Annotated in this window: 19 protein-coding genes; 8 read left to right on the forward strand and 11 right to left on the reverse strand. The window is 67.4% G+C overall.

All coding sequences use genetic code 11. The features are described 5' to 3' along the window. Positions 1-34 precede the first annotated feature (34 nt). Together parC and DIE02_RS27965 are read left to right on the forward strand one after the other, a co-directional pair. Positions 35-2,356 carry a DNA topoisomerase IV subunit A gene (gene parC / locus DIE02_RS27960; RefSeq protein ID WP_044846423.1) on the forward strand — a complete coding sequence of 774 codons (2,322 nt, stop codon included), beginning with the start codon at positions 35-37 and terminating at the stop codon, positions 2,354-2,356. 246 nt (positions 2,357-2,602) lie between these two features. Then, positions 2,603-3,061, forward strand: a complete 459-nt coding sequence (locus tag DIE02_RS27965; protein WP_044846424.1) for a CopD family protein — start codon at positions 2,603-2,605, stop codon at positions 3,059-3,061. Positions 3,062-3,128: 67 nt separating this feature from the next. On the opposite strand, the gene DIE02_RS27970 is transcribed toward DIE02_RS27965, so the two are convergent. Next, complete coding sequence (locus DIE02_RS27970; protein WP_124487171.1) at positions 3,129-4,013, reverse strand: LysR family transcriptional regulator; 885 nt, start codon at positions 4,011-4,013, stop codon at positions 3,129-3,131. Between the two features lie 113 nt (positions 4,014-4,126). Here DIE02_RS27970 and DIE02_RS27975 point away from each other — a divergent pair, with 113 nt between their 5' ends. After that, the gene (locus tag DIE02_RS27975) at positions 4,127-4,573 is read left to right on the forward strand and encodes a multidrug/biocide efflux PACE transporter (RefSeq protein ID WP_124487172.1); all 447 of its coding nucleotides are present in this window, start codon (positions 4,127-4,129) and stop codon (positions 4,571-4,573) included. A gap of 43 nt (positions 4,574-4,616) precedes the next feature. On the opposite strand, the gene DIE02_RS27980 is transcribed toward DIE02_RS27975, so the two are convergent. The 7 genes from DIE02_RS27980 to DIE02_RS28010 all read right to left on the reverse strand — a co-directional run bounded on the left by DIE02_RS27980 (position 4,617) and on the right by DIE02_RS28010 (position 12,987). After that, positions 4,617-5,825, reverse strand: a complete 1,209-nt coding sequence (locus DIE02_RS27980) for a chromate transporter (RefSeq protein ID WP_124487173.1) — start codon at positions 5,823-5,825, stop codon at positions 4,617-4,619. A gap of 207 nt (positions 5,826-6,032) precedes the next feature. After that, positions 6,033-8,372, reverse strand: coding sequence for an EAL domain-containing protein (locus DIE02_RS27985; RefSeq protein WP_124487174.1), 2,340 nt, complete (start codon positions 8,370-8,372; stop codon positions 6,033-6,035). Positions 8,373-8,592: 220 nt separating this feature from the next. Then, complete coding sequence (locus DIE02_RS27990; protein ID WP_124487175.1) at positions 8,593-9,474, reverse strand: PhzF family phenazine biosynthesis protein; 882 nt, start codon at positions 9,472-9,474, stop codon at positions 8,593-8,595. Positions 9,475-9,487: 13 nt separating this feature from the next. After that, positions 9,488-9,946 (reverse strand): RidA family protein, encoded by a 459-nt coding sequence (locus DIE02_RS27995; RefSeq protein WP_039319604.1) that lies wholly within the window; start codon positions 9,944-9,946, stop codon positions 9,488-9,490. 50 nt (positions 9,947-9,996) lie between these two features. Then, positions 9,997-11,178 carry a PLP-dependent aminotransferase family protein gene (locus tag DIE02_RS28000; protein WP_124487176.1) on the reverse strand — a complete coding sequence of 394 codons (1,182 nt, stop codon included), beginning with the start codon at positions 11,176-11,178 and terminating at the stop codon, positions 9,997-9,999. Positions 11,179-11,330: 152 nt separating this feature from the next. After that, positions 11,331-12,239 carry a DMT family transporter gene (locus DIE02_RS28005; RefSeq protein WP_006752871.1) on the reverse strand — a complete coding sequence of 303 codons (909 nt, stop codon included), beginning with the start codon at positions 12,237-12,239 and terminating at the stop codon, positions 11,331-11,333. 55 nt (positions 12,240-12,294) lie between these two features. After that, a complete protein-coding gene (locus DIE02_RS28010) occupies positions 12,295-12,987 on the reverse strand; it encodes a VOC family protein (RefSeq protein ID WP_124487177.1) in 693 nt (230 codons plus the stop codon). Positions 12,988-13,214: 227 nt separating this feature from the next. Between DIE02_RS28010 and DIE02_RS28015 the strand changes: the two genes are divergently transcribed. From DIE02_RS28015 to DIE02_RS28030, 4 genes are all read left to right on the forward strand, one after another. Further along, the gene (locus DIE02_RS28015) at positions 13,215-14,675 is read left to right on the forward strand and encodes a PLP-dependent aminotransferase family protein (RefSeq protein WP_124487178.1); all 1,461 of its coding nucleotides are present in this window, start codon (positions 13,215-13,217) and stop codon (positions 14,673-14,675) included. Between the two features lie 158 nt (positions 14,676-14,833). After that, a complete protein-coding gene (htpG, locus tag DIE02_RS28020; RefSeq protein ID WP_124487179.1) occupies positions 14,834-16,732 on the forward strand; it encodes a molecular chaperone HtpG in 1,899 nt (632 codons plus the stop codon). An 8-nt stretch (positions 16,733-16,740) separates the two neighbouring features. Continuing rightward, positions 16,741-17,340, forward strand: coding sequence for a chorismate lyase (locus DIE02_RS28025; protein ID WP_124487180.1), 600 nt, complete (start codon positions 16,741-16,743; stop codon positions 17,338-17,340). Further along, positions 17,340-17,816, forward strand: a complete 477-nt coding sequence (locus tag DIE02_RS28030) for a DNA-deoxyinosine glycosylase (RefSeq protein ID WP_044846432.1) — start codon at positions 17,340-17,342, stop codon at positions 17,814-17,816. The genes DIE02_RS28025 and DIE02_RS28030 overlap by 1 nt, the downstream gene beginning before the upstream one ends. Positions 17,817-17,851: 35 nt before the next feature. Here the strand turns inward: DIE02_RS28030 and DIE02_RS28035 are convergent, their stop codons facing one another. Both DIE02_RS28035 and DIE02_RS28040 read right to left on the reverse strand, forming a co-directional pair. Continuing rightward, positions 17,852-18,655 (reverse strand): hypothetical protein, encoded by an 804-nt coding sequence (locus tag DIE02_RS28035; protein WP_124487181.1) that lies wholly within the window; start codon positions 18,653-18,655, stop codon positions 17,852-17,854. 75 nt (positions 18,656-18,730) lie between these two features. Next, complete coding sequence (locus DIE02_RS28040; RefSeq protein WP_039319584.1) at positions 18,731-19,426, reverse strand: mobilization protein; 696 nt, start codon at positions 19,424-19,426, stop codon at positions 18,731-18,733. Here DIE02_RS28040 and DIE02_RS28045 point away from each other — a divergent pair. Further along, positions 19,425-19,613: a hypothetical protein gene (locus DIE02_RS28045; RefSeq protein WP_124487182.1), complete on the forward strand. Its 189-nt coding sequence runs from the start codon at positions 19,425-19,427 to the stop codon at positions 19,611-19,613. The genes DIE02_RS28040 and DIE02_RS28045 overlap by 2 nt on opposite strands. A gap of 2 nt (positions 19,614-19,615) precedes the next feature. Here the strand turns inward: DIE02_RS28045 and DIE02_RS28050 are convergent, their stop codons facing one another. Next, positions 19,616-21,418, reverse strand: a complete 1,803-nt coding sequence (locus tag DIE02_RS28050) for an alkaline phosphatase (protein WP_124487183.1) — start codon at positions 21,416-21,418, stop codon at positions 19,616-19,618. Between the last annotated feature and the right edge of the window lie 69 nt (positions 21,419-21,487).

Genomic DNA, 21,487 nt, shown 5'->3' on the forward strand with positions numbered 1-21,487 from the left:
CCGGCCTCACGCCACTTACGAATACGGAATTCAGATGGACGACAATACTTCCGATCTCTTCGCCGGGTCCGACGCACCGGAAGCCGATGCGCTGACGCTCGGCAACTACGCGGAGCAGGCGTACCTCAGCTACGCGGTCAGCGTCGTGAAGAGCCGCGCGCTGCCCGACGTGTGCGACGGCCAGAAGCCGGTGCAGCGCCGGATCCTGTTCGCGATGAACGAAATGGGCCTCGGCCCCGACGCGAAGCCGGTGAAGTCGGCGCGCGTGGTCGGCGACGTGCTCGGTAAATACCACCCGCACGGCGATCAGTCGGCATACGACGCGCTCGTGCGTCTCGCGCAGGATTTCTCGCTGCGCTATCCGCTGATCGACGGACAGGGCAACTTCGGCTCGCGCGACGGCGACGGCGCGGCGGCGATGCGCTACACCGAAGCGCGGCTCACGCCGATCTCGAAGCTGCTGCTCGACGAGATCGACCAGGGCACGGTCGACTTCATGCCGAACTACGACGGCTCGTTCGAGGAGCCGAAGACGCTGCCGAGCCGCATGCCGTTCGTGCTGCTGAACGGCGCGTCGGGCATCGCGGTCGGCCTGGCCACCGAAATCCCGTCGCACAACCTGCGTGAGGTCGCGGCGGCGGCGGTTGCGCTGATCCGCAATCCGAAGCTTTCGCACGCGGAGCTGATGAACCTGATTCCCGGCCCGGATTTCCCGGGCGGCGGCCAGATCATCTCGAGCGACACCGAGATCGCGGCGGCCTATGAAACCGGCCGCGGCAGCCTGAAGGTGCGCGCGCGCTGGAAGATCGAGGATCTCGCGCGCGGCCAGTGGCAACTCGTCGTCACCGAGCTGCCGCCGAACACGTCGGGCCAGAAGGTGCTCGAGGAAATCGAGGAACTGACCAACCCGAAGCTCAAGCTCGGCAAGAAGACGCTCACGCCCGAGCAGCTCAACACCAAGAAGGCGATGCTCGACCTGCTCGACGCGGTGCGCGACGAGTCGGGCAAGGAAGCGGCGGTGCGGCTCGTGTTCGAGCCGAAGTCGCGCACGATCGACCAGACGGAATTCGTGAACACGCTGCTCGCGTACACGAGCCTCGAATCGAACGCGACGCTGAACCTCGTGATGATCGGCGCCGACGGCCGGCCGGGCCAGAAGGGGCTGCTGACGATCCTCGACGAGTGGGTGAAGTTCCGCCAGCTGACGATGACGCGCCGCTGCCGCCATCGTCTCGCGAAGGTCGACGACCGCATCCACATCCTCGAAGGGCGGATGATCGTCTTCCTGAACATCGACGAGGTGATCCGCATCATCCGCGAGTCGGACGAGCCGAAGGCCGCGCTGATGAGCGCGTTCGGCCTCTCCGACCGCCAGGCGGAAGACATCCTCGAAATCCGCCTGCGTCAGCTCGCGCGGCTGGAGAAGATCAAGATCGAGAAGGAACTCGAGGCGCTGCGCGACGAGAAGGCCAAGCTCGAGGAACTGCTCGCGAACGAAAGCGCGATGAAGCGGCTGATGATCAAGGAGATCGAGGCCGACGCGAAGCAGTACGGCGACGACCGCCGCACGCTGATCCAGCAGGAAAAGCGCGCGACGTTCGAGGCGAAGGTCGTCGACGAGCCGGTGACGGTCGTCGTGTCGCAGAAGGGCTGGGTGCGTGCGCTGAAGGGCCACGGGCTCGACCCGGCCGGCTTCACGTTCAAGGCCGGCGATCACCTGTACGCGGCGTTCCAGTGCCGCACGCCCGATCGCCTGATCGCATGGGGCAGCAGCGGCCGCGTGTACTCGGTCGACGTGTCGGTGCTGCCGGGCGGGCGCGGCGACGGCGTGCCGGTCACGTCGCTGATCGAGCTCGAATCGGGCTCGCATCTGATGCACTACTACGCGGCGCCGGCCGATCAGCAACTGCTGCTCGCGTCGAGCAACGGCTTCGGCTTCCTCGCGAAGGTCGGCGACATGGTGAGCCGCGTGAAGGCCGGCAAGTCGTTCATGACGATCGATGCAGGCGCGGTGCCGCTCGCGCCGATGCCGGTACTGCCGAACGCGACGCAGGTCGCGTGTCTGTCGAGCGGCGGCCGTCTGCTGGTGTTCGGGATGGACGAGATGAAGACGCTGTCGGGCGGCGGCCGCGGCGTGATCCTGATGGCGCTCGACGACAAGGAAACGCTCGTGCAGGCGCTCGCGATCGACCCGGCTGGTGTCGTGCTGATCGGCACCGGGCGCGGCGGCAAGGCGCAGGACGAAACGCTGTCGTACGCGGGGCTCGCGCCGCACGTCGGCAAGCGCGCACGCAAGGGCCGCGCGCCGGAAACGAAGCTCAAGGTCGTCAACGAGCTGCGTCCGCTGCTCGGCTGACGCCGCATCCGGTCGCCGGCTCGACCGGCATCGAAGGCCGCACCTCCGCTTCGGCGGGCGTGCGGCCTGTTTGTTTTGGGGCGACGCATGCAGGAAAGCGAGCGTGGCGCCGTCACGCGGAACTTGCAAATATTGTGAAATACCGCCGGGGGTCTGAACCGACCGGCGGTCCGCCGGTCGAACGTCGCTCGAGACCGCGCGTGACGCGGCTGTTCGTTGCACTCAACTCATAACAGGATTGCCGCCATGTCCCACGCTGTTGCCGTCGCGCTGTTTCTTCATCTGCTGGCCGTCGCCGTGTGGGTGGGCGGGATGGTCTTCGCGCACTTCTGCCTGCGCCCGGCGCTGTCCGACCTGACGCCACAGCTGCGGCTGCCGCTGATCGAGGGCGTGTTCGGCCGCTTCTTCAACTGGGTGTCGGGCTCGGTGATCGTGATCCTGCTGTCCGGCGGTTTCCTGCTCACGGCCTTCGGCGGCGCGCACGCGACGTGGACGCTGCATGCGATGGCGGGGCTCGGCGTCGTGATGATGCTGATCTTCGGCCATATCCGCTTCGCGCTGTTCCCGCGCATCCGCCGCGCGGTGCAGGCGCAGAACTGGCCGGACGGTGCGCGCGCGGTGAACACGGTGCGCCTGCTGGTCGTCGTCAACCTCGTGCTCGGCGTCGTGACGATCGGCGCGGCCGTGCTGTCGCGCGGCTTCTGATCGCCTCGCCGGCCTCTGATTTCGCGGCGCCGTTCGGCGCTCGCCGCCGGCGCGGTGCCGCGCGCCGCTACGCGGCCAGCATCGCGTCGAGCAGCCACGCGCCGGCCGGACCGAGCGGCCGGTTGCGCGACCACACGGCATCGACCCGCACGCGTCGCGGCCAGCCGCGCGCGCGCAGCTCGCACAGCCGATCGCGCGCGAAGTGCTCGACCATCCAGCGCGGCAGCTCGGCCCAGCCGAACCCCAGCACCGCCATCTCCAGCAGCATCAGGTAGCTCGGCGCGAGCCAGCGCTGCGTGCCGACGACGATCCGGTCGGCAGCGCCGCGATCCTCCGGTTTCACATACGTATTGAGGCGCAGCTCGCGCGCGTCGCGCAGCGCCGCATGCGGCACGTCGGCGTCGCCATAGGCCGCCAGCGCGTGCGTGCGCCCGACGAACAGGCCGATCTCCGACTCTTCCGCCACCGTCGCCGCGCCGATATCGGGCGGATAGACCGCGCGCGCGGCCATCAGCCCGAGCTGTGCGCGACCCTGCTGGATCAGGTCGAGTACGTCCTCGTGCTCGGCAATCTGGCATTCGAGCTCGAGCGCCGGAAAGCGCCGCTCGAGCGCCATCAAGGTTTCCTCGTAACGCTTCGACTGGTACGTGTCGGACACGACGAGCGTCAGCCGCGCTTCCTCGCCCCGCGCGAGCCGCGCGGCGGTGCGGTCGATTGCCGCGCCGGCCTCCAGCGCGCGCTGCACCTGCGGGAGCAGCGCGCGGCCGGCATCGGTCAGCGTCGGCGCGCGCGTCGAGCGGTCGAACAGCTGCACGCCGAGATCGATCTCGAGGTTCGCGATCGCTTCGGACACCGTCGACTGGCGCTTGCCGAGCTTGCGGGCGGCGGCCGTGAACGAGCCGAGCAGCGCGGCTTCGGCGAAGGCGAGCAGGGCTTCGGGGGCGTGGCGCATGCGGCGAACCTCAGGGTTTTATATCGGTAAAACCGATGATATCAAACTGGATTCGCGCGGTTTCGCCGATCAAAATGACCGGCATGGATTGTACGAACGCATCGGAGGGAACCATGAAACAGATCAACAAAACGGTGACGGAACGTCTCGTTCATGCGCTGACGTTCGAGCTGGTGGCGATCGCGCTGTGCGCGCCGATCGGTGCGTGGCTGCTCGACATGCCGGTGTCGCACGTCGGCGTGCTGACGGTGATGGTGTCGCTGATCGCGATGGCCTGGAACATGACGTTCAACACGCTGTTCGACCGCTTCGAGCGGCGGGCGGGCCTCACGCGCACGCTCGGCATGCGGATCGCGCATGCGGTCATGTTCGAGCTCGGCCTCGTCGCGATGGTGGTGCCGGTCGCTGCGTGGTGGCTGAACGTGAGCCTCGTCGAGGCGCTGCTGCTCGACCTCGGCATCGTGCTGTTCTTCCTGCCCTACACGTTCTGCTTCAACCTCGCGTACGACGCGCTGCGCGCACGCTGGGCCGCACGCCGCGTCGCGGTACCGGCGGGCTGAGCCGCAAGCGTCCGGCGGCGGGGGCGGCGACCGGGGCCAGCCGTCAGTGGGCGACGGCCCACAGCCACACGCCGCATGCGATCGCGACCGCACCGTAGACGGCATACACGGGCACCTTGAAGCGCGTGAAGCACAGCGTCGCGAAGGCGCCCGTGAGCCAATAGACGGGATCGGCCGGTTCGCGATGCAGGATCTTCACGACGGCGACGACGAGAAAGCCCGTCGTCGCCGCGCGCAGCAGGCGCATCCCGTGCTCGAAGCGCGAATGGCGCTTGAGCCGGAACAGATGGTTCTGCGCGAACACGACGAGACATCCCGACGGAATGAACAGCGCGGCGGTCGCGAGCAGCGCACCGCTCCAGCCGTCGGTCAGGTAGCCGAGAAACGGCACGACGTTCAGCAGCGGGCCGGGCGCCACCGGCGACAGCGCGAAGGCGAGCGTGAAGTCGCGATCGGAGATGCCGGTGGCCGGCGACACGAACAGCGTCTTGAGCACGGGCAGCGCGGAGAAGCCGCCGCCGAACAGCGTCATGCCGGCGCCGGCGAGCCGCGGCCACAGCAGCGTCTCCTGGTAGTCGCCGGGCAGCGGCAGTGCGAATACCGCGACGAGTACGGCCAGCAGCACGAGCAGGTTGCGGTCGCGTTTCGACAGCGTGACGTCGACCGTGGCGTGTTGCGGCGGCCCGGTGAGCCAGCCAGCTGCAAACGCCGCGAAAAGAATCCCGACGAAAGCGGCCGGACTATGCGCGAAAGCGAGCAGAATCGTCGACAGCGCGGCGATCACCTGTTCGAGCCGCGTGCGCGCGAGCGCGCGCCACTGCTTGACCCACGTGACGCCGATCAGCGCGGCAAGCACCATCCCGAAGTGATTGATCAGCACCGGCGCGGCCAGCGAGCGCACGACCGGCGTGCGGTAGAAGATCGCAAACAGCGTCATCAGCACGGAGAACGGAAGGACGCTCGCGATGCCGGCGACCCACGCGCCTGCGCGGCCGTGCAGCGTCTGGCCGACCTGCACGGCGACATTACAGCCGACGGGGCCTGGCACAAGCCATGCAAGGGCGACGAAATCGGCGAATACGTGCGGCTCGATGCGCTGCCACCGCTCGACGTAGTGGCGTTCGAGCTGCGCCATCATCGAAAGCCCGCCCCACGACAGCGCGGAAATGCCGGCGACGACCTTGAACAAGGCCCACAGGGATGCCTGTGCCTGTTCGACACGTTCGGCCGCTTCGACTTCGACGGTGGTCATGATGGTGTTGCGGTTGGCGCCGGGCCTGGTCTCGCGCATAGGGACGTGCCGGCGGCCCGCCGACACGATGGCCCTCCCGATTGTCCGCCGCGAGTCATGACACTGCCATGCGCGAAAACGCTAGTAAATGAACTAAACAACCGCATCGGAAGCCGAAATGATCGATGTGCCGCGCAACATGGGCCGTGCGGGTTGCAGGTTGCGGGTTCAGGCGCCGGTGCTGCCGGTCGCGCGGTGCGCGAGGACGTTCGGCCGGTTGCCGCGCACGCCGAAGCGCGCGATCAGCGCGGGGATCGCGTCGGCCGGCACGGGGCGCGAGAACAGGAAGCCCTGCGCCTCGATCTCGCCGAGCGCGGACAGCCATGCGATCTGCTCCTCGGTTTCGGTGCCTTCGACGACGACCGTCAGGCCGAGCGAGCGCGCGAGATGCACGATCGACGACACCATCACGCACACGCTGCGATCGTTCGGGATCGCCTGCACGAACGAGCGGTCGACCTTCAACGTATCGACGGAGAAGCGGTGCAGGTACGACAGCGACGAGTAGCCGGTGCCGAAGTCGTCGAGCGCGATCCGGATGCCGAGCTTCTTCAACGCGACGATCTTCTCGGACACGAGCTCCGGATATTCCATCATCGCGGTCTCGGTGATCTCGAGCTCGAGCCGGTTCGCGTCGATGCCGGTGTCCTGCAGCGCCTGCGAAATCGTCTCGATCAGGTCGCCGCGCCAGAACTGTACCGGCGAGATGTTGACCGCGAGCGTCAGCGTGTCGTGACCGTCGTCGCGCCAGCGCGCGATCTGTTCGCACGCGGTGCGGATCACGAAGTCGCCGATCGGCACGATCAGGCCCGTCGATTCGGCGATCGAAATGAATTCGTTCGCGGAAATGACCCCGTGCTCGGGGTGGTCCCAGCGCGCGAGCGCCTCGAAGCCGGTGATCGTGCGGTGCGTCAGGTCGATCTTCGGCTGGTACGCGAGGAACAGCTGCCCGTCGGCGAGCGCGACGCGCAGTTGCTGTTCCCAGCGCATCAGGTGATCCGCGCGATGCGACAGGTGCGGCGCGTAGAACTGGTAGCAGTTCTTGCCCGCATCCTTCGCGCTGTACATCGCGAGGTCGGCCTTCTTCAGCAGGTCGATTTCGCTTTCGTTCGCGACGGTGTGCAGCGCGATGCCGATGCTCGCATGCAGCACGAACGAACTGCCGCGCACGTCGAACGGCTCGCCGAACATCCGGATGATCGCTTCCGCGAGCCGCACCGCGCGCCGTTCGACGTCGTCGCCCTTCATCACGACGACGAACTCGTCGCCGCCGATCCGTGCGAGCGAGCCTTCGTCGCCGACGGCATCCGACAGGCGCGACGCGGTCATCTGCAGCACGATGTCGCCGGCGTTGTGGCCGAGCGTGTCGTTGACGGTCTTGAAGTTGTCGAGGTCGATGAACAGCAGGCCGAGCCGCGACAGGCTGGCCGGCATCGACACGTCGTTGCGCAGCCCGCGCAGGGTCGCGTAGCGGTTCGCGAGGCCGGTGAGCAGGTCGTATTCGGCGAGCTGGGTCATCTCGCGCTCGCGGCCGAGCAGCTTGCCGATCAGCCCCGTCGCGACGCCGAAGAACGCGAGCATCGCGAGCGTGATGAAGCTCGTCATCAGCAGGTAGACGTTGCGCGTATGGTAGTAGTCCGCGTATTCCTCGGTCTGCGACAGCCCGACCATCACGGCGAGCGGGTAGCCGTCGAGGTGGCGGTACGACACGATGCGCGTGACGCCGTCGATCGGGTCGATGATCGTGCCCGTGACGCGCTCGGCGATCGGGTAGACGCCCGATGCGGAGAACGCCCCCGGTGCGTTGTTGAGCGAGCCGGTGCGCCGCGCGAGCACGGCACCCGTATCCGACACGACGGAGATCACGCCTTCCTTGCCGATCGCCGCGTTGTTGTAGAAGTCGTTCGTGAAGTAGCTCGGGTCTTCCGACACCACGACGATGCCGGCGAAGCTGCCGTCCGGGTTGTTCAGGCGCCGCGTCATCTGCAGCGTCCAGTGGCTCGACACGCGGCCGAGCACGGGCTTGCTGATGTACAGGCGATCGTCGTTGTGCGCGAGGTGGACCTTGAAGTGCTCGCGGTCGGACAGGTTGATCGGTTTCGGGTGGAGTTCGGCCGTGTTCGCGAACAGGATGCCCTTCGCGTTGACGAGCGAAACCTGGATCAGCGTGTCGCTCGGCACGACGCCTTTTTCGACCGTGCTCGCGAGGTTGAAGCGCGCGGGCGATTTCTCGAATTCGAACTTGACGAAGCGGGTGATCTGGTCGACCTGGTGGATCGCCTTGACCGTGTGCTGTTCGAGCGCGGACGACAGGATCGCCGCGGAAGCCGCCGCTTCCTTGTACGCGCTGTCCTTTTCGACCGACAGCCGCGCGATGATCACGGCCCACAGCAGCGCGAGCGCGAGCATCCCGAGCAGCGGGATCGCGAACAGCGCGCGCCGGCGCGACTTGCGTGGCGCGCGTAGCGGCCGGTTCGGCGGCGGGTGGTTTGACCGGGCGGAGCTCATCGAAGAGGGCGGCGTCCTGCTCGCGTGCGCCATCCCGCGTCGGGATGGCCGGCTATGGTTGGGGTCGCACCGGCGTCTGTTCGTACGCGGGATGCGCAACCATGGACAGACCCGCCGAAGCGACGGATTAGGCCCGATATTACTGGCTGGAACGTTTTTGCGATAGCCGGGGGAATCGTAGGGCGCCGGCCGGGCCGGCGCCATCGCACATCGCGAAATGTTACACGGGGGACCGGAAGGTGCCGTCGACGACCGTGACGACGTGGCCGCCGATCCACGTGGTGCCGTCTTCGGCATAGCTGACGAAGATGCGGCCGTCGCGGCCGATCGCCGTGCCCTGGCGGGCCGTATACGACTGGCCGGGGCGGCGTCCCTGCCGCGTCAGCAGCCCGGCCAGCGCGGCGTTTGCGCTGCCGGTGACCGGGTCCTCGCCGAAGCCGAAGTCGCCGCCCGTCATCAGGCAGCGGATTTCGAAGGTCGCGGGACCGCCTTCGGCATGCGGCGCGTAGACCGCGAGGCCGTCCGTGCCGTAGCGGCGCGTGAGCGCCTCCAGCGCGGCCGGATCGGGCGCCAGCCCGATGCACGCGTCGGCCGACTTCAGCCGCACGACCAGCCACGGCGCGCCATTGTCGATCGCGCACGGCTCGGCTTCCAGGTCGATCGCGTCGCTGCGCAACGCGGCCACCAGTGCCGGGTAGTCCGAACGGTCGAGCGGCGTGAACCGTGCCGGCGGCGCGGCAAATGCCCAGCCATCGGCCTGTTCGCGCAGTTCGACCAGGCCGACCCCGCATTGCTGGACCAGCCGGCCCGGCGTGCGCGGCCGCGCGCCGCTTTCCAGGAACGCATGCGCGGTGCCGAGCGTCGGGTGGCCGGCGAACGGCAGCTCGCCCGCCGTCGTGAAGATCCGCACGCGGTAGTCGGCGCCCGGATCGGTCGGCGTGCAGACGAACGTGGTTTCCGACAGGTTCGTCCAGCGGGCGATCGCGAGCATGGCGTCGTCGCCGAGCGAGTCGGCGTCGAACACCACGGCGAGCGGGTTGCCCTTGAACAGCACCGACGTGAACACGTCGACCTGCTTGAAGCGGACGAGACGACCGGTCACCTCGATGCCCCCGTTACGCGACTTCGGCGATCAGTTCGATCTCGACGCACGCGCCGAGCGGAATCTGCGCGACGCCGAACGCCGAACGCGCGTGCTTGCCGGCGTCGCCGAACACCTCGGCGATCAGTTCCGACGCACCGTTCGTCACGATGTGCTGTTCGGTGAAGTCGAGCGTCGAGTTGACGAGGCTCATCAGCTTCACGATGCGCGTGACCTTGTTCAGGTCGCCCGTGTGCGCGTGCAGCGTCGCGAGCAGGTCGATCGCGATCGCGCGCGCAGCCGCCTTGCCGTCTTCCGTCTGCAGGTCCGCGCCGAGCTTGCCGGCCCAGACCTTGCCGTCCTTCTTCGCAATGTGGCCCGACAGGTAGACCGTGTTGCCGCTTTGCGCGCTCATCACGTAGGCGGCGGCCGGTGCGCCGGCGGTCGGGAGCTCGATGCCGAGCGACTTCAGCTTGTCGTAGACGTTAGCCATGGATTCGATTCCTCGTGGATCGTAGAGAGTCGTGACAGGGAAAAAGCGGATCAGAGACGCTCGCGCAGCAGCTTGCCGAGGCGCGCGACGCCTTCCTCGATCTTCTCCGGCGGCACCGTCACGAACGACAGGCGCAGCGTGTTCTGCTGCGGGTCGTTCGCGAAGAACGGCGCGCCCGGCACGAAGGCGACGTGGTTGGCGACCGCGGCCTCGAGCAGCTTCATGCTGTCGATCTGCGCGGGCAGGTTCACCCAGATGAACATGCCGCCGTCCGGGCGGTTCCACGTGACGCCTTCCGGCATGTGGCGCGCGAGCGACGCGAGCATCGCCTCGCATTGCGCGCCGTACAGCTGGCGGATCGTCGGGATGTGCTCGTCGAGGAAGCCGTCCTTGATCACTTCGTGCGCGATGCGCTGCGTGAGCGTCGGCGTGTGCAGGTCGGTGGCCTGCTTGGCCTGCACGAGCTTGAAGTGGAGTTCCTCGGGGGCAATGATGTAGCCGATCCGCAGGCCCGGCGCGAGCACCTTCGAGAACGTGCCGAGGTGCACGATATGGTCGGGCGCCATCGACAGCATCGTCGGCAGCGGCTCGCCCTGGTAGTTCAGTGCGCCGTACGGGTCGTCTTCCAGCACCGGGAACGGGCTCGACTGCGCGAACGCGGCGAGCGCGCGGCGGCGCTCGACGGGCAGGCGGCGGCCGGTCGGGTTCTGGAAGTTCGGCTGCGCGTACAGCAGGCGTGCGCCTTGCGTGAGCGCGGGCGTGAGGCCTTCGGGCAGCAGGCCCTGCTCGTCGGTCGGCACCTGCACGTAGCGCGGCTCGTACAGCGAGAACGACTGCAGCGCGCCGAGGTAGGTCGGGGTTTCGACGAGGATCGGGCTGTCCGGATCGATCAGCGCCTTGCCGAGCAGGTCGAGCGCCTGCTGCGAGCCGGTCGTGATCAGCACCTGCGACACGCGCACGCTGTAGCGCTCGGCGATCCATTCGCGCAGCGGCAGGTAGCCTTCGGTCGCGCTGTACTGGAGTGCGGCGGCGGGCGCATCGCGCAGCACGCGGTCGGCCGCGGCGCGCATGCGCTCGGCCGGGAACGTCGCGGGAGCGGGCAGGCCGCCTGCGAACGAGATGACCTCGGGGCGTTCCGTGACCTTCAGGATCTCGCGGATCGCAGAGCTCGTCAGCTTGCGGGCGCGTTCGGAAAGCTGCCAGTGCGGCGGATGCAGGTCGCTCGGATTCATAGTCTCCTCGTTCGGATATCGTGGTCAGTCAAGAAAGGTCGGTCAGGCAGATTGCGTCGACGCAGCCGGGTGGGCGTGCGGGAGCGCGATCGGGCCGTCGCGGCCGGGTGGGCAAAACCGTTCAGGCAAAACGGACATTATGGCGCACCTCATCAACCGGCGCGAGCGGGACGCGGGGCCGTGGCCACCGCCGAGCGCCGGCCGAGCATCACGGTCGCGATCACGGCGGCCGCGAACAGCCAGGTCGACGGCGTCACCGTTTCGCCGAACAGCAGCGCGGAAAAGGCGATCGTGAAGAAGATCTGCAGCAGTTGCACCTGGCCGACGCGCGCGATGCCGCCCATGGCGAGCCCCGCGTACCACGCGAAAAAGCCGATGAATTGCGAAAAGAGGGTCACGTAGCCGAACGCGAGCCACGTGCGCAGCGCGAGCGGGGCGGGGTGCGCGACGTGCTGCGTCCATGCGAGCCAGCCGACCGGCAGCACGAGGAACGGCGCGGACACGACGAGCGCCCAGCAGATCACCTGCCAGCCGCCGATCTGGCGCGCGAGGCGCGCGCCTTCCGCATAGCCGAGCGCGCCGATGCCGACCGCGACGAGCATCAGCGCGTCGCCGGCCTGCACCGTCCCGCCGCCATCGCGCAGCGCGAACGCGATCACCAGCGCGCTGCCGGCCAGCGCACTGGCCCAGAACGCCTTCGACGGCCGTTCATGCGACAGCCACGCCGCGTACAGCGCGACGAACAGCGGCTGCAGGCCGTTGACGACCGCGCCGTGCGACGCCGGCACGGTCTTCATCGCCCACGCGGAGAACACCGGATACGCGATGATCACGCCGGCCGACACGACCGCGAGGCTTTTCAGTTGCGCGCGGGTCGGCAGCCGTTCGCGGCGCCACCACAGCAGCAGGCCGGCCGGCACCGACGCGGCGAGCGCGCGGCCGAGCCCGTTCAGCAGCGGGTTGAGTTCGGAGACGACGATACGCGTCATCGGCAGCGTGAGGCTGAAGATCATCACGCCGATGAGGCCGAGCAGCATGCCCCGGGTTTCGCGCGAATTCATGGACTGGGTGTCTCCGTATTGCAGGGTTCGGGTAATCGAAAGGGCGCCGGGGCGGTCAGCGCAGCGTGCGTGCGCCCTGCGGCGTGTCGAATTCGGCGACGAGCGCCGGCGGGCCGTCGCCGGTGTCGAGGTCGAGCATATGGCCGGCGCCGAGCCAGTCGAGCTGCTCGCGGACGGCATCCGCACGCGGGTGGACGCCCTTGAGCGCCTGCAGCGCGACGCCGTTGTCCGGCAGCGATTCGGCCGGATGGCGCGGGCTGTCCCACTGGATCAGCGACGGCACGAGGCCGTCGCCGGCGCCGTGCCATGCGGGGAACGCGCCGTCGTCGGGCACCGTGAGGCCCCAGCTCAGGTCGCCGCGCCGCATCGCGACGACCGGCGCGATGCGCGTCGGGTACTGGCTTTGCCACAGCGCGAGCCGGCGCGGGCGGTCGACGCGCGCGACCCAGTGCGCGAGGAACGGGCCCTGCGCGAGCCGCGCGTGCATCGCCGGATCGTCGAGGCCGAACAGCCGCGCGCGCGGCGGCGTGGCGTCGTCGCCTGTCGCGGGCGCGTCGGGATCGATCGCGATCACTTCGAGGTACAGCCCGCCCCACGCGCCGAACAGCGCGTTGTGGGTGCGCATCAGCGGATGGCGGCCGCCGCCGGCCGGTTCGATGCCGAGCGCGTCGGCGACGTGGCGCACGCCTTCGTCGAGCGTACGCGCGGCGATCACGAGATGGTCGAGGGTCAGGGAGCGGGCTGGCATGAACGTCGGTCGGGAAGCGAAAGTGTCATGGTGGGCGGGCGACGCGCGGGGTTGGGCGGCCGGCCGGTGCCCGGCCGCGAATGCAGGCCGGACGGGGCTGCGCCGCATACGGCAGGGCCGGAACGGCGGCCGCACGATCGCCATTCCGGTCAACTGTAATCGTCGGCACCGGCACAGTAACGGTACAATCGGCGCGATAGCCTTCGGTACAGTTGGAGCCGCCGCCCATGTCCACCGTCCCACTCGCCCAGATTCCCGCGCCGCACGATACGGCCACGCTCACGCTCGTCGACCAGCTCGTCCAGTGGGCGCGGCGCCGCATCGACGAACGCGTGTTCCGGCCCGGCATGCGGATGCCGTCGATCCGCAAGCTCGCGCTCGACAAGAGCGTGTCGCGCTTCACCGTGGTGGAAGCGTACGAACGGCTCGTCGCGCAGGGCTACCTCGACTCGCGGCGCGGCTCGGGCTTTTATGTGCGCGAGCGCACGGCCACCGGCCCGCTGCCGGCCGACAACGTGGTGCGCGTGGCCGAGGCCGCGCCGGTGCACAACACGATCGACGTGGTCTGGCTGCTGCGCAACATGCTGCATACCGCCAGCCCGGAAAAAGGGCCGGGTCTCGGCTACCTGCCGGGCCGCTGGCTCGACGGCGAGCTGATCACCGGTGCGCTGCGCGCGCTCGGGCGCCAGTCCGGCGCGCAGATGCTCGGTTTCGGCACCGCGCAGGGTTTCCTGCCGCTGCGCCAGCAGCTGCAGACGCGGCTCGCGGAAGTCGAGATCGGCGCGAAGCCCGAGCAGCTCGTGCTGGTGTCGGGCATCACGCAGGCGATCGACCTGATCTCGCGGATCTACGTGCGTCCCGGCGATGCGGTGATCGTCGGCGATCCCGCGTGGTTCCAGATGTTCGGCCGCTTCGCGTCGCAGGGCGCGCAACTGGTCGGGATGCCCTATACGCCGGACGGCCCCGATCTCGACGCGCTGGAAACGCTCGTGCAGATGTGGCGGCCGAAGATGCTCGTGATCAATTCGGTGCTGCAGAACCCGACCGGCACGTCGCTGTCGGCCGCGCAGGCGTTCCGGATCCTGAAGCTCGCGGAGGCGTACGATTTCCTCGTCGTCGAGGACGACGTGTACGGCGACCTGTGCCCGCCGAGCTATTCGGCCACGCGGCTCGCGAGCCTCGACCAGTTGAAGCGCGTGATCTACCTGGGCAGCTATTCGAAGACGCTCGCGGCGAATTTGCGGGTCGGCTATGTCGCCTGCGCGCCGGAGATCGCGAAGGCGGTCACCGACCAGAAGATGCTGGTCGGGATGACGACGCCGGAGCTCAACGAGCGCGTGTTGTACAAGATACTGACCGAAGGGCACTACCGGCGCCACGTCGAGCGGCTGCGCGCGCGGCTCGACGGCGTGCGCGACAAGACCGCGCGCATGCTCGAGCGTACCGGGCTGCGGCTCTTCACGATGCCGGCGGCCGGGATGTTCCTGTGGGCCGACACGGGCGTCGATTCGGATGCGCTCGCGGCCGCCGCGCACGAGGAAGGCTTCCTGCTGACGCCGGGGAGCCTGTTCTCGCCGCAGCAGTCGTCGTCGACATGGACGCGCTTCAATGTCGCGAACTGCGGCGATCCGGCGCTGCCGGGGTTTCTCGCGCGCTATATCGAATCGGCGGCGCGGCGCGCGTCGTGACGCCGGGCGGCACGCCGCCCTTGAAATCCGCTCGCCCGTCCCCAGATACCCGCGCAAACCGCCTGCGCCAGGCGGTCGTCCTTGACGGGCCCGCCGGCATCGCGCGCCGGCGCACCCGCGCTACACCATTCAAGTTCAAGTAAGAGGAAACAGCATCCATGGCACACGAAACGATGAGCTTTCAGGCAGAGGTCAAGCAACTCCTCCACCTGATGATTCATTCGCTCTACAGCAACAAGGAAATCTTCCTGCGCGAACTGGTGTCGAACGCGTCCGACGCGGCCGACAAGCTGCGTTTCGAAGGGCTCGCGGACAACGCGCTGTACGAGAACGATCCGAACCTGCGCATCCGCATCGGCTTCGACAAGGCGGCACGCACGATCACGATCGAGGACAACGGCATCGGCATGAGCCGCGACGAGGCGATCGCGAACCTCGGCACGATCGCGCGTTCGGGCACCAAGGAATTCTTCACGAAGCTGTCCGGCGACCAGCAGAAGGATGCGGCGCTGATCGGCCAGTTCGGCGTCGGCTTCTACTCGGGCTTCATCGTCGCGGACAGGATCACCGTCGAGACGCGCCGCGCCGGCCTGCCGGCGAACGAAGCCGTGCGCTGGGAAAGCGCGGGCGAGGGCGATTTCACGATCGACGCGATCGAGCGCGCGCAGCGCGGCACGAAGATCACGCTGCACCTGCGCGAAGGCGAGGACGAGCTGCTGTCGTCGCACCGCCTGAAGTCGATCATCCAGAAGTATTCCGATCACATCGCGCTGCCGATCCTGATGCAGAAGGAAGAGTGGGATCAGGAAAAGGGCGAGATGGTCCTGAAGGACGAGGACGAGACGGTCAACCAGGCGAGCGCGCTGTGGACGCGTTCGAAGAGCGACGTCACCGACGAGCAGTACACGCAGTTCTACCAGCACATCGCGCACGACCACCAGGATCCGCTCACGTGGACCCACAACCGCGTCGAGGGCCGCAGCGAATACACGCAGCTGCTGTTCGTGCCGGCGCACGCGCCGTTCGACCTGTGGAACCGCGACTACCGCGGCGGCCTGAAGCTGTACGTGAAGCGCGTGTTCATCATGGACGACGCCGAGCAGCTGTTGCCGCAATACCTGCGCTTCGTGAAGGGCGTCGTCGATTCGGCCGACCTGCCGCTCAACGTATCGCGTGAAATCCTGCAGGAAAGCCGTGACGTGAAGGCGATCCGCGAAGGCGTGACCAAGCGCGCGCTGTCGATGCTCGAGGAGCTCGCGAACGCGGAAGAGGATGCCGGCAAGGAGAAGTACAAGACGTTCTGGAGCGCGTTCGGCCAGGTGCTGAAGGAAGGCCTTGGCGAGGATCACGCGAACCGCGAGCGCATCGCGAAGCTGCTGCGCTTCGCGTCGACGCACGGCGACACCGACGCGCAGGACGTGTCGCTCGCCGACTACGTGTCGCGCATGAAGCCCGAGCAGAGCAAGATCTACTACGTGACCGCCGATACGTGGCAGGCCGCGAAGAACAGCCCGCACCTGGAGGTGTTCCGCAAGAAGGGTGTCGAGGTGCTGCTGCTGACCGATCGCGTCGACGAATGGATGCTGTCGTTCCTGCACGAGTTCGACGGCAAGCCGCTCGCGAGCGTGGCGCGCGGCGATCTCGACCTCGGCGAGCTGAACGACGAGGAAAAGAAGGCGCAGGAGCAGGCGGGCGAGGCAATCAAGCCGGTCGTCGAGAAGATGAAGGAAGCGCTCGGCGACAAGGTGAAGGAAGTGCGCGTCACGTTCCGCCTGACCGATTCGCCGTCGTGCCTCGTCGCCGACGACAACGACATGAGCGGCTATCTGCAGCGGATGCTGAAGGCGGCCGGCCAGAACGCGCCGGCGATGCAGCCGATCCTCGAGATCAATCCGGAGCATGCGCTGGTGAAGCAGCTGAACGCCGATAGCGCCAACTTCGGCGACTGGTGCCATCTGCTGTTCGACCAGGCGTTGCTGGCCGAAGGCGGGATGCTCGACGATCCGGCGAGCTTCGTGAAGCGGACCAACGCGCTGCTGCTGTCGCGCAGCGCGTGAACGCGCGGATGCGATTCGACGGCGCACGGGCGGGCTGGCGCGACACGCCCCGGCCCGGCTGCACGCTCGACCAGCGCGACTGGCTCACGCGCGGCGGTTCGCTGACCGCGCATCTCGCGCGGCTTGGCAGCGTGAGCGTGCGCGTGACGCGCGAGGCCGTCGACTGTCCGTGGTTCGACGAGCCGGACGCGCTCGACAGTGCGCCGCGCGCGCCGATGTGGGTGCGCGAGGTGATCCTGTCGGTCGACGGCACGCCGTACGTCGCCGCGCACAGCATCGCGCCGCTCGCGGCCAGCAAGGGCGTGTGGCAGGCGATGCGGCGGCTGCGCACGCGGCCGCTCGCGGAGCTGCTGTACAGCGATCCGCAGGTCGAGCGCTCCGCGCTCGTCAGCCGGCGCGTGATCGCAGGTCATCCGCTGTATGCGCTCGCGAGCCATGCGCTCGGCGCGGGCGTGCGCGCGCCGCATGCGTTCGCCGCGCGGCGCTCGGTGTTCCAGCGGCGCGGCAAGCCGCTGATGGTCACCGAATGCATGTTGCCCGGGCTGTGGCGCCATCTCGATGCGCACGGCGACGGGCCGCGCTCCGTCGGACCGCGCGGAGCAGCGTGATGCTGCAAGGCTTTCCGCCGGTCGTCGGGCCGCATACGCATACGATGATTCTCGGCAGCTTTCCGGGCGAGGCGTCGCTCGATGCCGCGCAGTACTACGCGCATCCGCGCAACCAGTTCTGGCGGTTGCTCGGTGCGGTGCTCGGCGAACCCGGGCTGCACGAACTCGTGTATGACGCGCGGCTCGAACGCGTGCTTGCGCACGGCATCGGCATCTGGGACGTGCTCGATGCATGCCATCGCAAAGGCAGTCTCGATTCGGCGATCCGGAATGCGAAGCCGAACGACTTTGCTTCGTTGCGCGAGCATGCGCCGTTGCTGAAGAAAGTCTGCTTCAACGGCAAGACGGCAGGGCGGTTTGCCGATGTGATCGGCGCGGCGGGTTATGAAACGCTCGTGTTGCCTTCGTCGAGTCCGGCGAATGCGACGTTGTCGTTCGAACAGAAACTGGTGCTCTGGCGCGCCCTTCGCACCTGAGGCGCGCCGGATTCCGAGGATTCGGTGAAGCGGTATCAGGTGGGCGGCGGCAGGTGCCTGGCGCCCCTGGCCGCGGCAATGCGACCTTGTGCAGCGACGAGTTGGTCGTCGGTGGTCGCCACCAGCCACAGACGTGCGTGCTCCTCGATCCGGCGGTTGTGGTCCTTCAACGGACCCATCGCGGCAGCGGCCTTCCAGACCACCGGGCCGATTCGGCTACTCCTGCCCGACGGCGCGCCTACCAGCAGGCAGTAAGGTCCCAGCGGAAGCGATACGAACGGAAGTGCCGGACTGGCGCTCACGCGCCAGTCGATGAACGGTGTGTCGCTGATCAGCAGCGGCGTGGGCAAGCCGTAGAGCACACTGAAATCGTACAGCGCCAGCTGCTCTCGCATGGCGACGTAAATTCGACGGATGTCGTCGACAACCGCCGCGCGGATCTCGTCGTCGAACATGGCTTCCTGCGCGTAGCGGGCAAACGCCTGTCGAGCCTCCCGTTGATACGCGCTGAACAGGCCGATCTCCACGCAGTCCTGCACCGCGCGCTGAACCTCCGCTACAGAACCGGCTTCCCCTGGCGTGCCTAGTTGCGCAGCCCGCAAAAAGCGGGCAAGTCCTTCCTCGTGGATCGCAGGACCCTCCGCGGATGCGTCGTCGTCAGTGTTCATGCCCAGCGGCACGTAGATATATTTCTCGGCAGCGAAATGCGATTTCTTGCCTGCATCGAACTTGATTTCGCCATCGACGCAGTCGAGATAGCGCGTCCCGATTCGGCCGTGCTCCCAAACCCAATTCTTCAGGAACGGACGGAGTGGATGCAGTCTGTCGTGATCGGCCATCGCAACCTCCAGGTTTCCGTGTATGAGCCATTCCGGCAACGCGCCGCACCCTCCGCGCCGTCGCAGGGGCCCGCACTACAACGCGAGCGTACCCAGCTCCTCATAAGTACGATGCAGCCAGACCTTGACGCGCTGCCGCTCCAGCAAGCCGAGCCCCGTGGCGGCGCGGTCGGGATGATTGACCGCCGCCCAGAAGCTCGCGCTTTGACGATCGATCTTCTGCATCGTCGTGTCGGGCAGGCGGCGCAGCGTAATCACGCTGGCGCCGAGGGCCTCGGCCCGCTCGCGTTCGCCGGACGCCTCCAGAATCTCGAAGCGATCGCCGCGGACTTCATTCAGTACCAGCACCAGCCTGATGCGTCCACCGAATTCGTCGAGCCAATGCCGCAGCAGATCGACCGAATCGCGTCCGGTGTCCATCACGTGCCACCACGTCAACGTGAGGCCGTGTTCTTCGGCAAAATCCAGCACGTCCGAATCGTCGAGCCATCTTGCGAGCGACTGCCGCGTCTGGGCCGCGAGGTCGACCAGTATGCGCCGCTGCGGATCTTCGAGCGCCGATTCCATGACCGGATCGAGGCTGTCATGCTGGTCGAGCACGGCAGGCGCGGCAAAATCGGCATAGAACCGCAGTAGCGCGCCGTGCGATCGGTCGGTATCGAAGCCCATGAAGGGCACGCTCCGATCGATGAAATACTGGGCCAGCACACGGGCGGCGAGCGATTTGCCGACGCCGCCTTTTTCCCCGCCGATGAAGTGGATGTGACTCATGATTACGAAATCCCGTGTGATGGAGCCGGTATGGCCGGAACGGATGTTGGCAGACTTCGATGACGTTACGGCGTATCAGGTCACGTCGAAAGAAAATGCAGGTGCGACAGCAGCATGCTGTCTGATCGACGCCGATGTCAAACTGAACAAAATGGCAGCGCCAGCATGCGCCATCTCTGAAGCGTGACCCTAGAAGCGCTCGACGCGCACCTCGACCGAGTCCTTGGGAACGGTCAGGAGCGTGCGGTCGAGCAGGGCCTCCGCGGGCGCGGTGCCGTCCGGGTTCAGCGGCCTTACTTTGTTGAACACCACGCAAAAAAGCTCCGGCGTGACGGTGGCTGACGCATAGCCCTGTGCGTCGTGGTCGGCGTGGCGCAGATCGGGGTTGTTCGTCGTCAGGAAGGTGTCGAGTTTGGCCGGGGTGGCGGCCAGTGACGCAAACGGCGTGCCGCTCCATGCGGCTTTCAGGTAGGAATAGAAGGACGCGCTGCTGATGCCTGCGCAGACGAAGTCGACGGCCACGGGCGTGCCTTTTGCAGGGTCGGGGTCGTCCCGCACGACGCCGCACTGAAACGCATGCAGGTCCCCGCTGATCGCGACGACGTTGCGGATGCCCTGCTCGTTCAGGTATGAGAGCAGTTCGTGCTTGTGTGCCGGATAGCCGTCCCATGCGTCGCAATCGACCACGAGGCGTGCTGCCGGTGTCTGCGGCGCGCCTGGCATCACGGCCCACAGACGGTTCAACATCACCTCGTTGCCCCACACCTTCCACGTCGCGGGCGAACCTTTCATCGTGGCCTTCCACCATTGCGTCTGCTCCGGGCCGAGCATCGACGGCGCGCGACCAAGCTGCGCGGTAGCCTGCGCCTCCAGGCGCTGCAGCACACCCTGATTGACGAAGTAGCGCGAGCCGGCTGCGTCGTCGCCGTTGACCGGGTCGTGCCCGCGTGTACGCGCGACAGACGCCTCGCTGACGACATGGTCGTCGCGATACAGCCGCTCGTCCGTCATCACGAGATGCATCAGCGTGCCGAAGCGAAATTCGCGATAGATACGAATGTTGGTGTACGACGGATTGTCCGGTTCGAAGCGCACGTCGCTCCAGTCCACCGGCATGTACTCCGCCCACGCGCGACTGGCGTTGCGGCGGCGCTGCGTCTCCTGCCTTTCCTCGTTGGTGTAGACCTGGTGATCCTGCCAGCAGTCGTCGGAAAATTCGTGGTCGTCCCATATCGCGATCATCGGCAGGCGCTGGTGCAGCGTCTGCAAGCGCGCGTCGGTACGATAAGTGCGATAGAGCGTCCGATAGTCTTCGAGCGTATCGGCATACACGCGGCCATCGGCGAGCGGCTTTCCGTCAGGCAGGCGCAGCGGCGGGTGCGCCGCCTCGACCGTGCCGGGTCTCGAGGCCCCAACCGTCTCATAGATGTAATCGCCCACATGCACGACGAAATCGAGATCGCTTTCGGCTGCCAGCAGGCGCATGGCTTGCCAGTGATTGATGCTCCAGTCCTGGCAGGTGAGCCATGCGAAGCGAACGCGGTGGTTGGCCTCGTCGGCATCCGGAGCCGTGCGCGCGACGCCGGTGGCACTCACGTCGCCGCCGGCGACGAACCGGTAGTGGTACGTGAGATTCGGTGCGAGCTGCGTTACCTTCGCGCGCACGGTGAAGTCATAGGTGGCGCGTGCTCCCAACGGGACGCTGGCGACGAGCGTCGAGAAATCCGGCCGCGTCGATACTTCGAGTCGTAACGGGATCGTGTGCGCGACGCCTTTCGCGCGGTGCCGCGCGTTCTCGGCGACGGGCACGCAGCGCGTCCAGAACACGACGGAGCGATCGCGCGGATCACCGCTGGCGACGCCTTGCGGGAACCGATACCTGCCCTTGCGCGCGGTGCCGGCAGATCGGGCCGACAGCGGAACGACGAGCATGCCGGTGGCTGCCGCAACCGTGAAAAAGGTCGACGACTTGAGGAAATGGCGGCGATCCATCGATCCTCCCGATCGACATACCAAGGATGCCAGGAGAGGAGCGTCGCGACGCAGCAGTACGCGATCGCG

The organism is Burkholderia sp. Bp8991, assembly GCF_003853795.1.
Classification (GTDB): domain Bacteria; phylum Pseudomonadota; class Gammaproteobacteria; order Burkholderiales; family Burkholderiaceae; genus Burkholderia.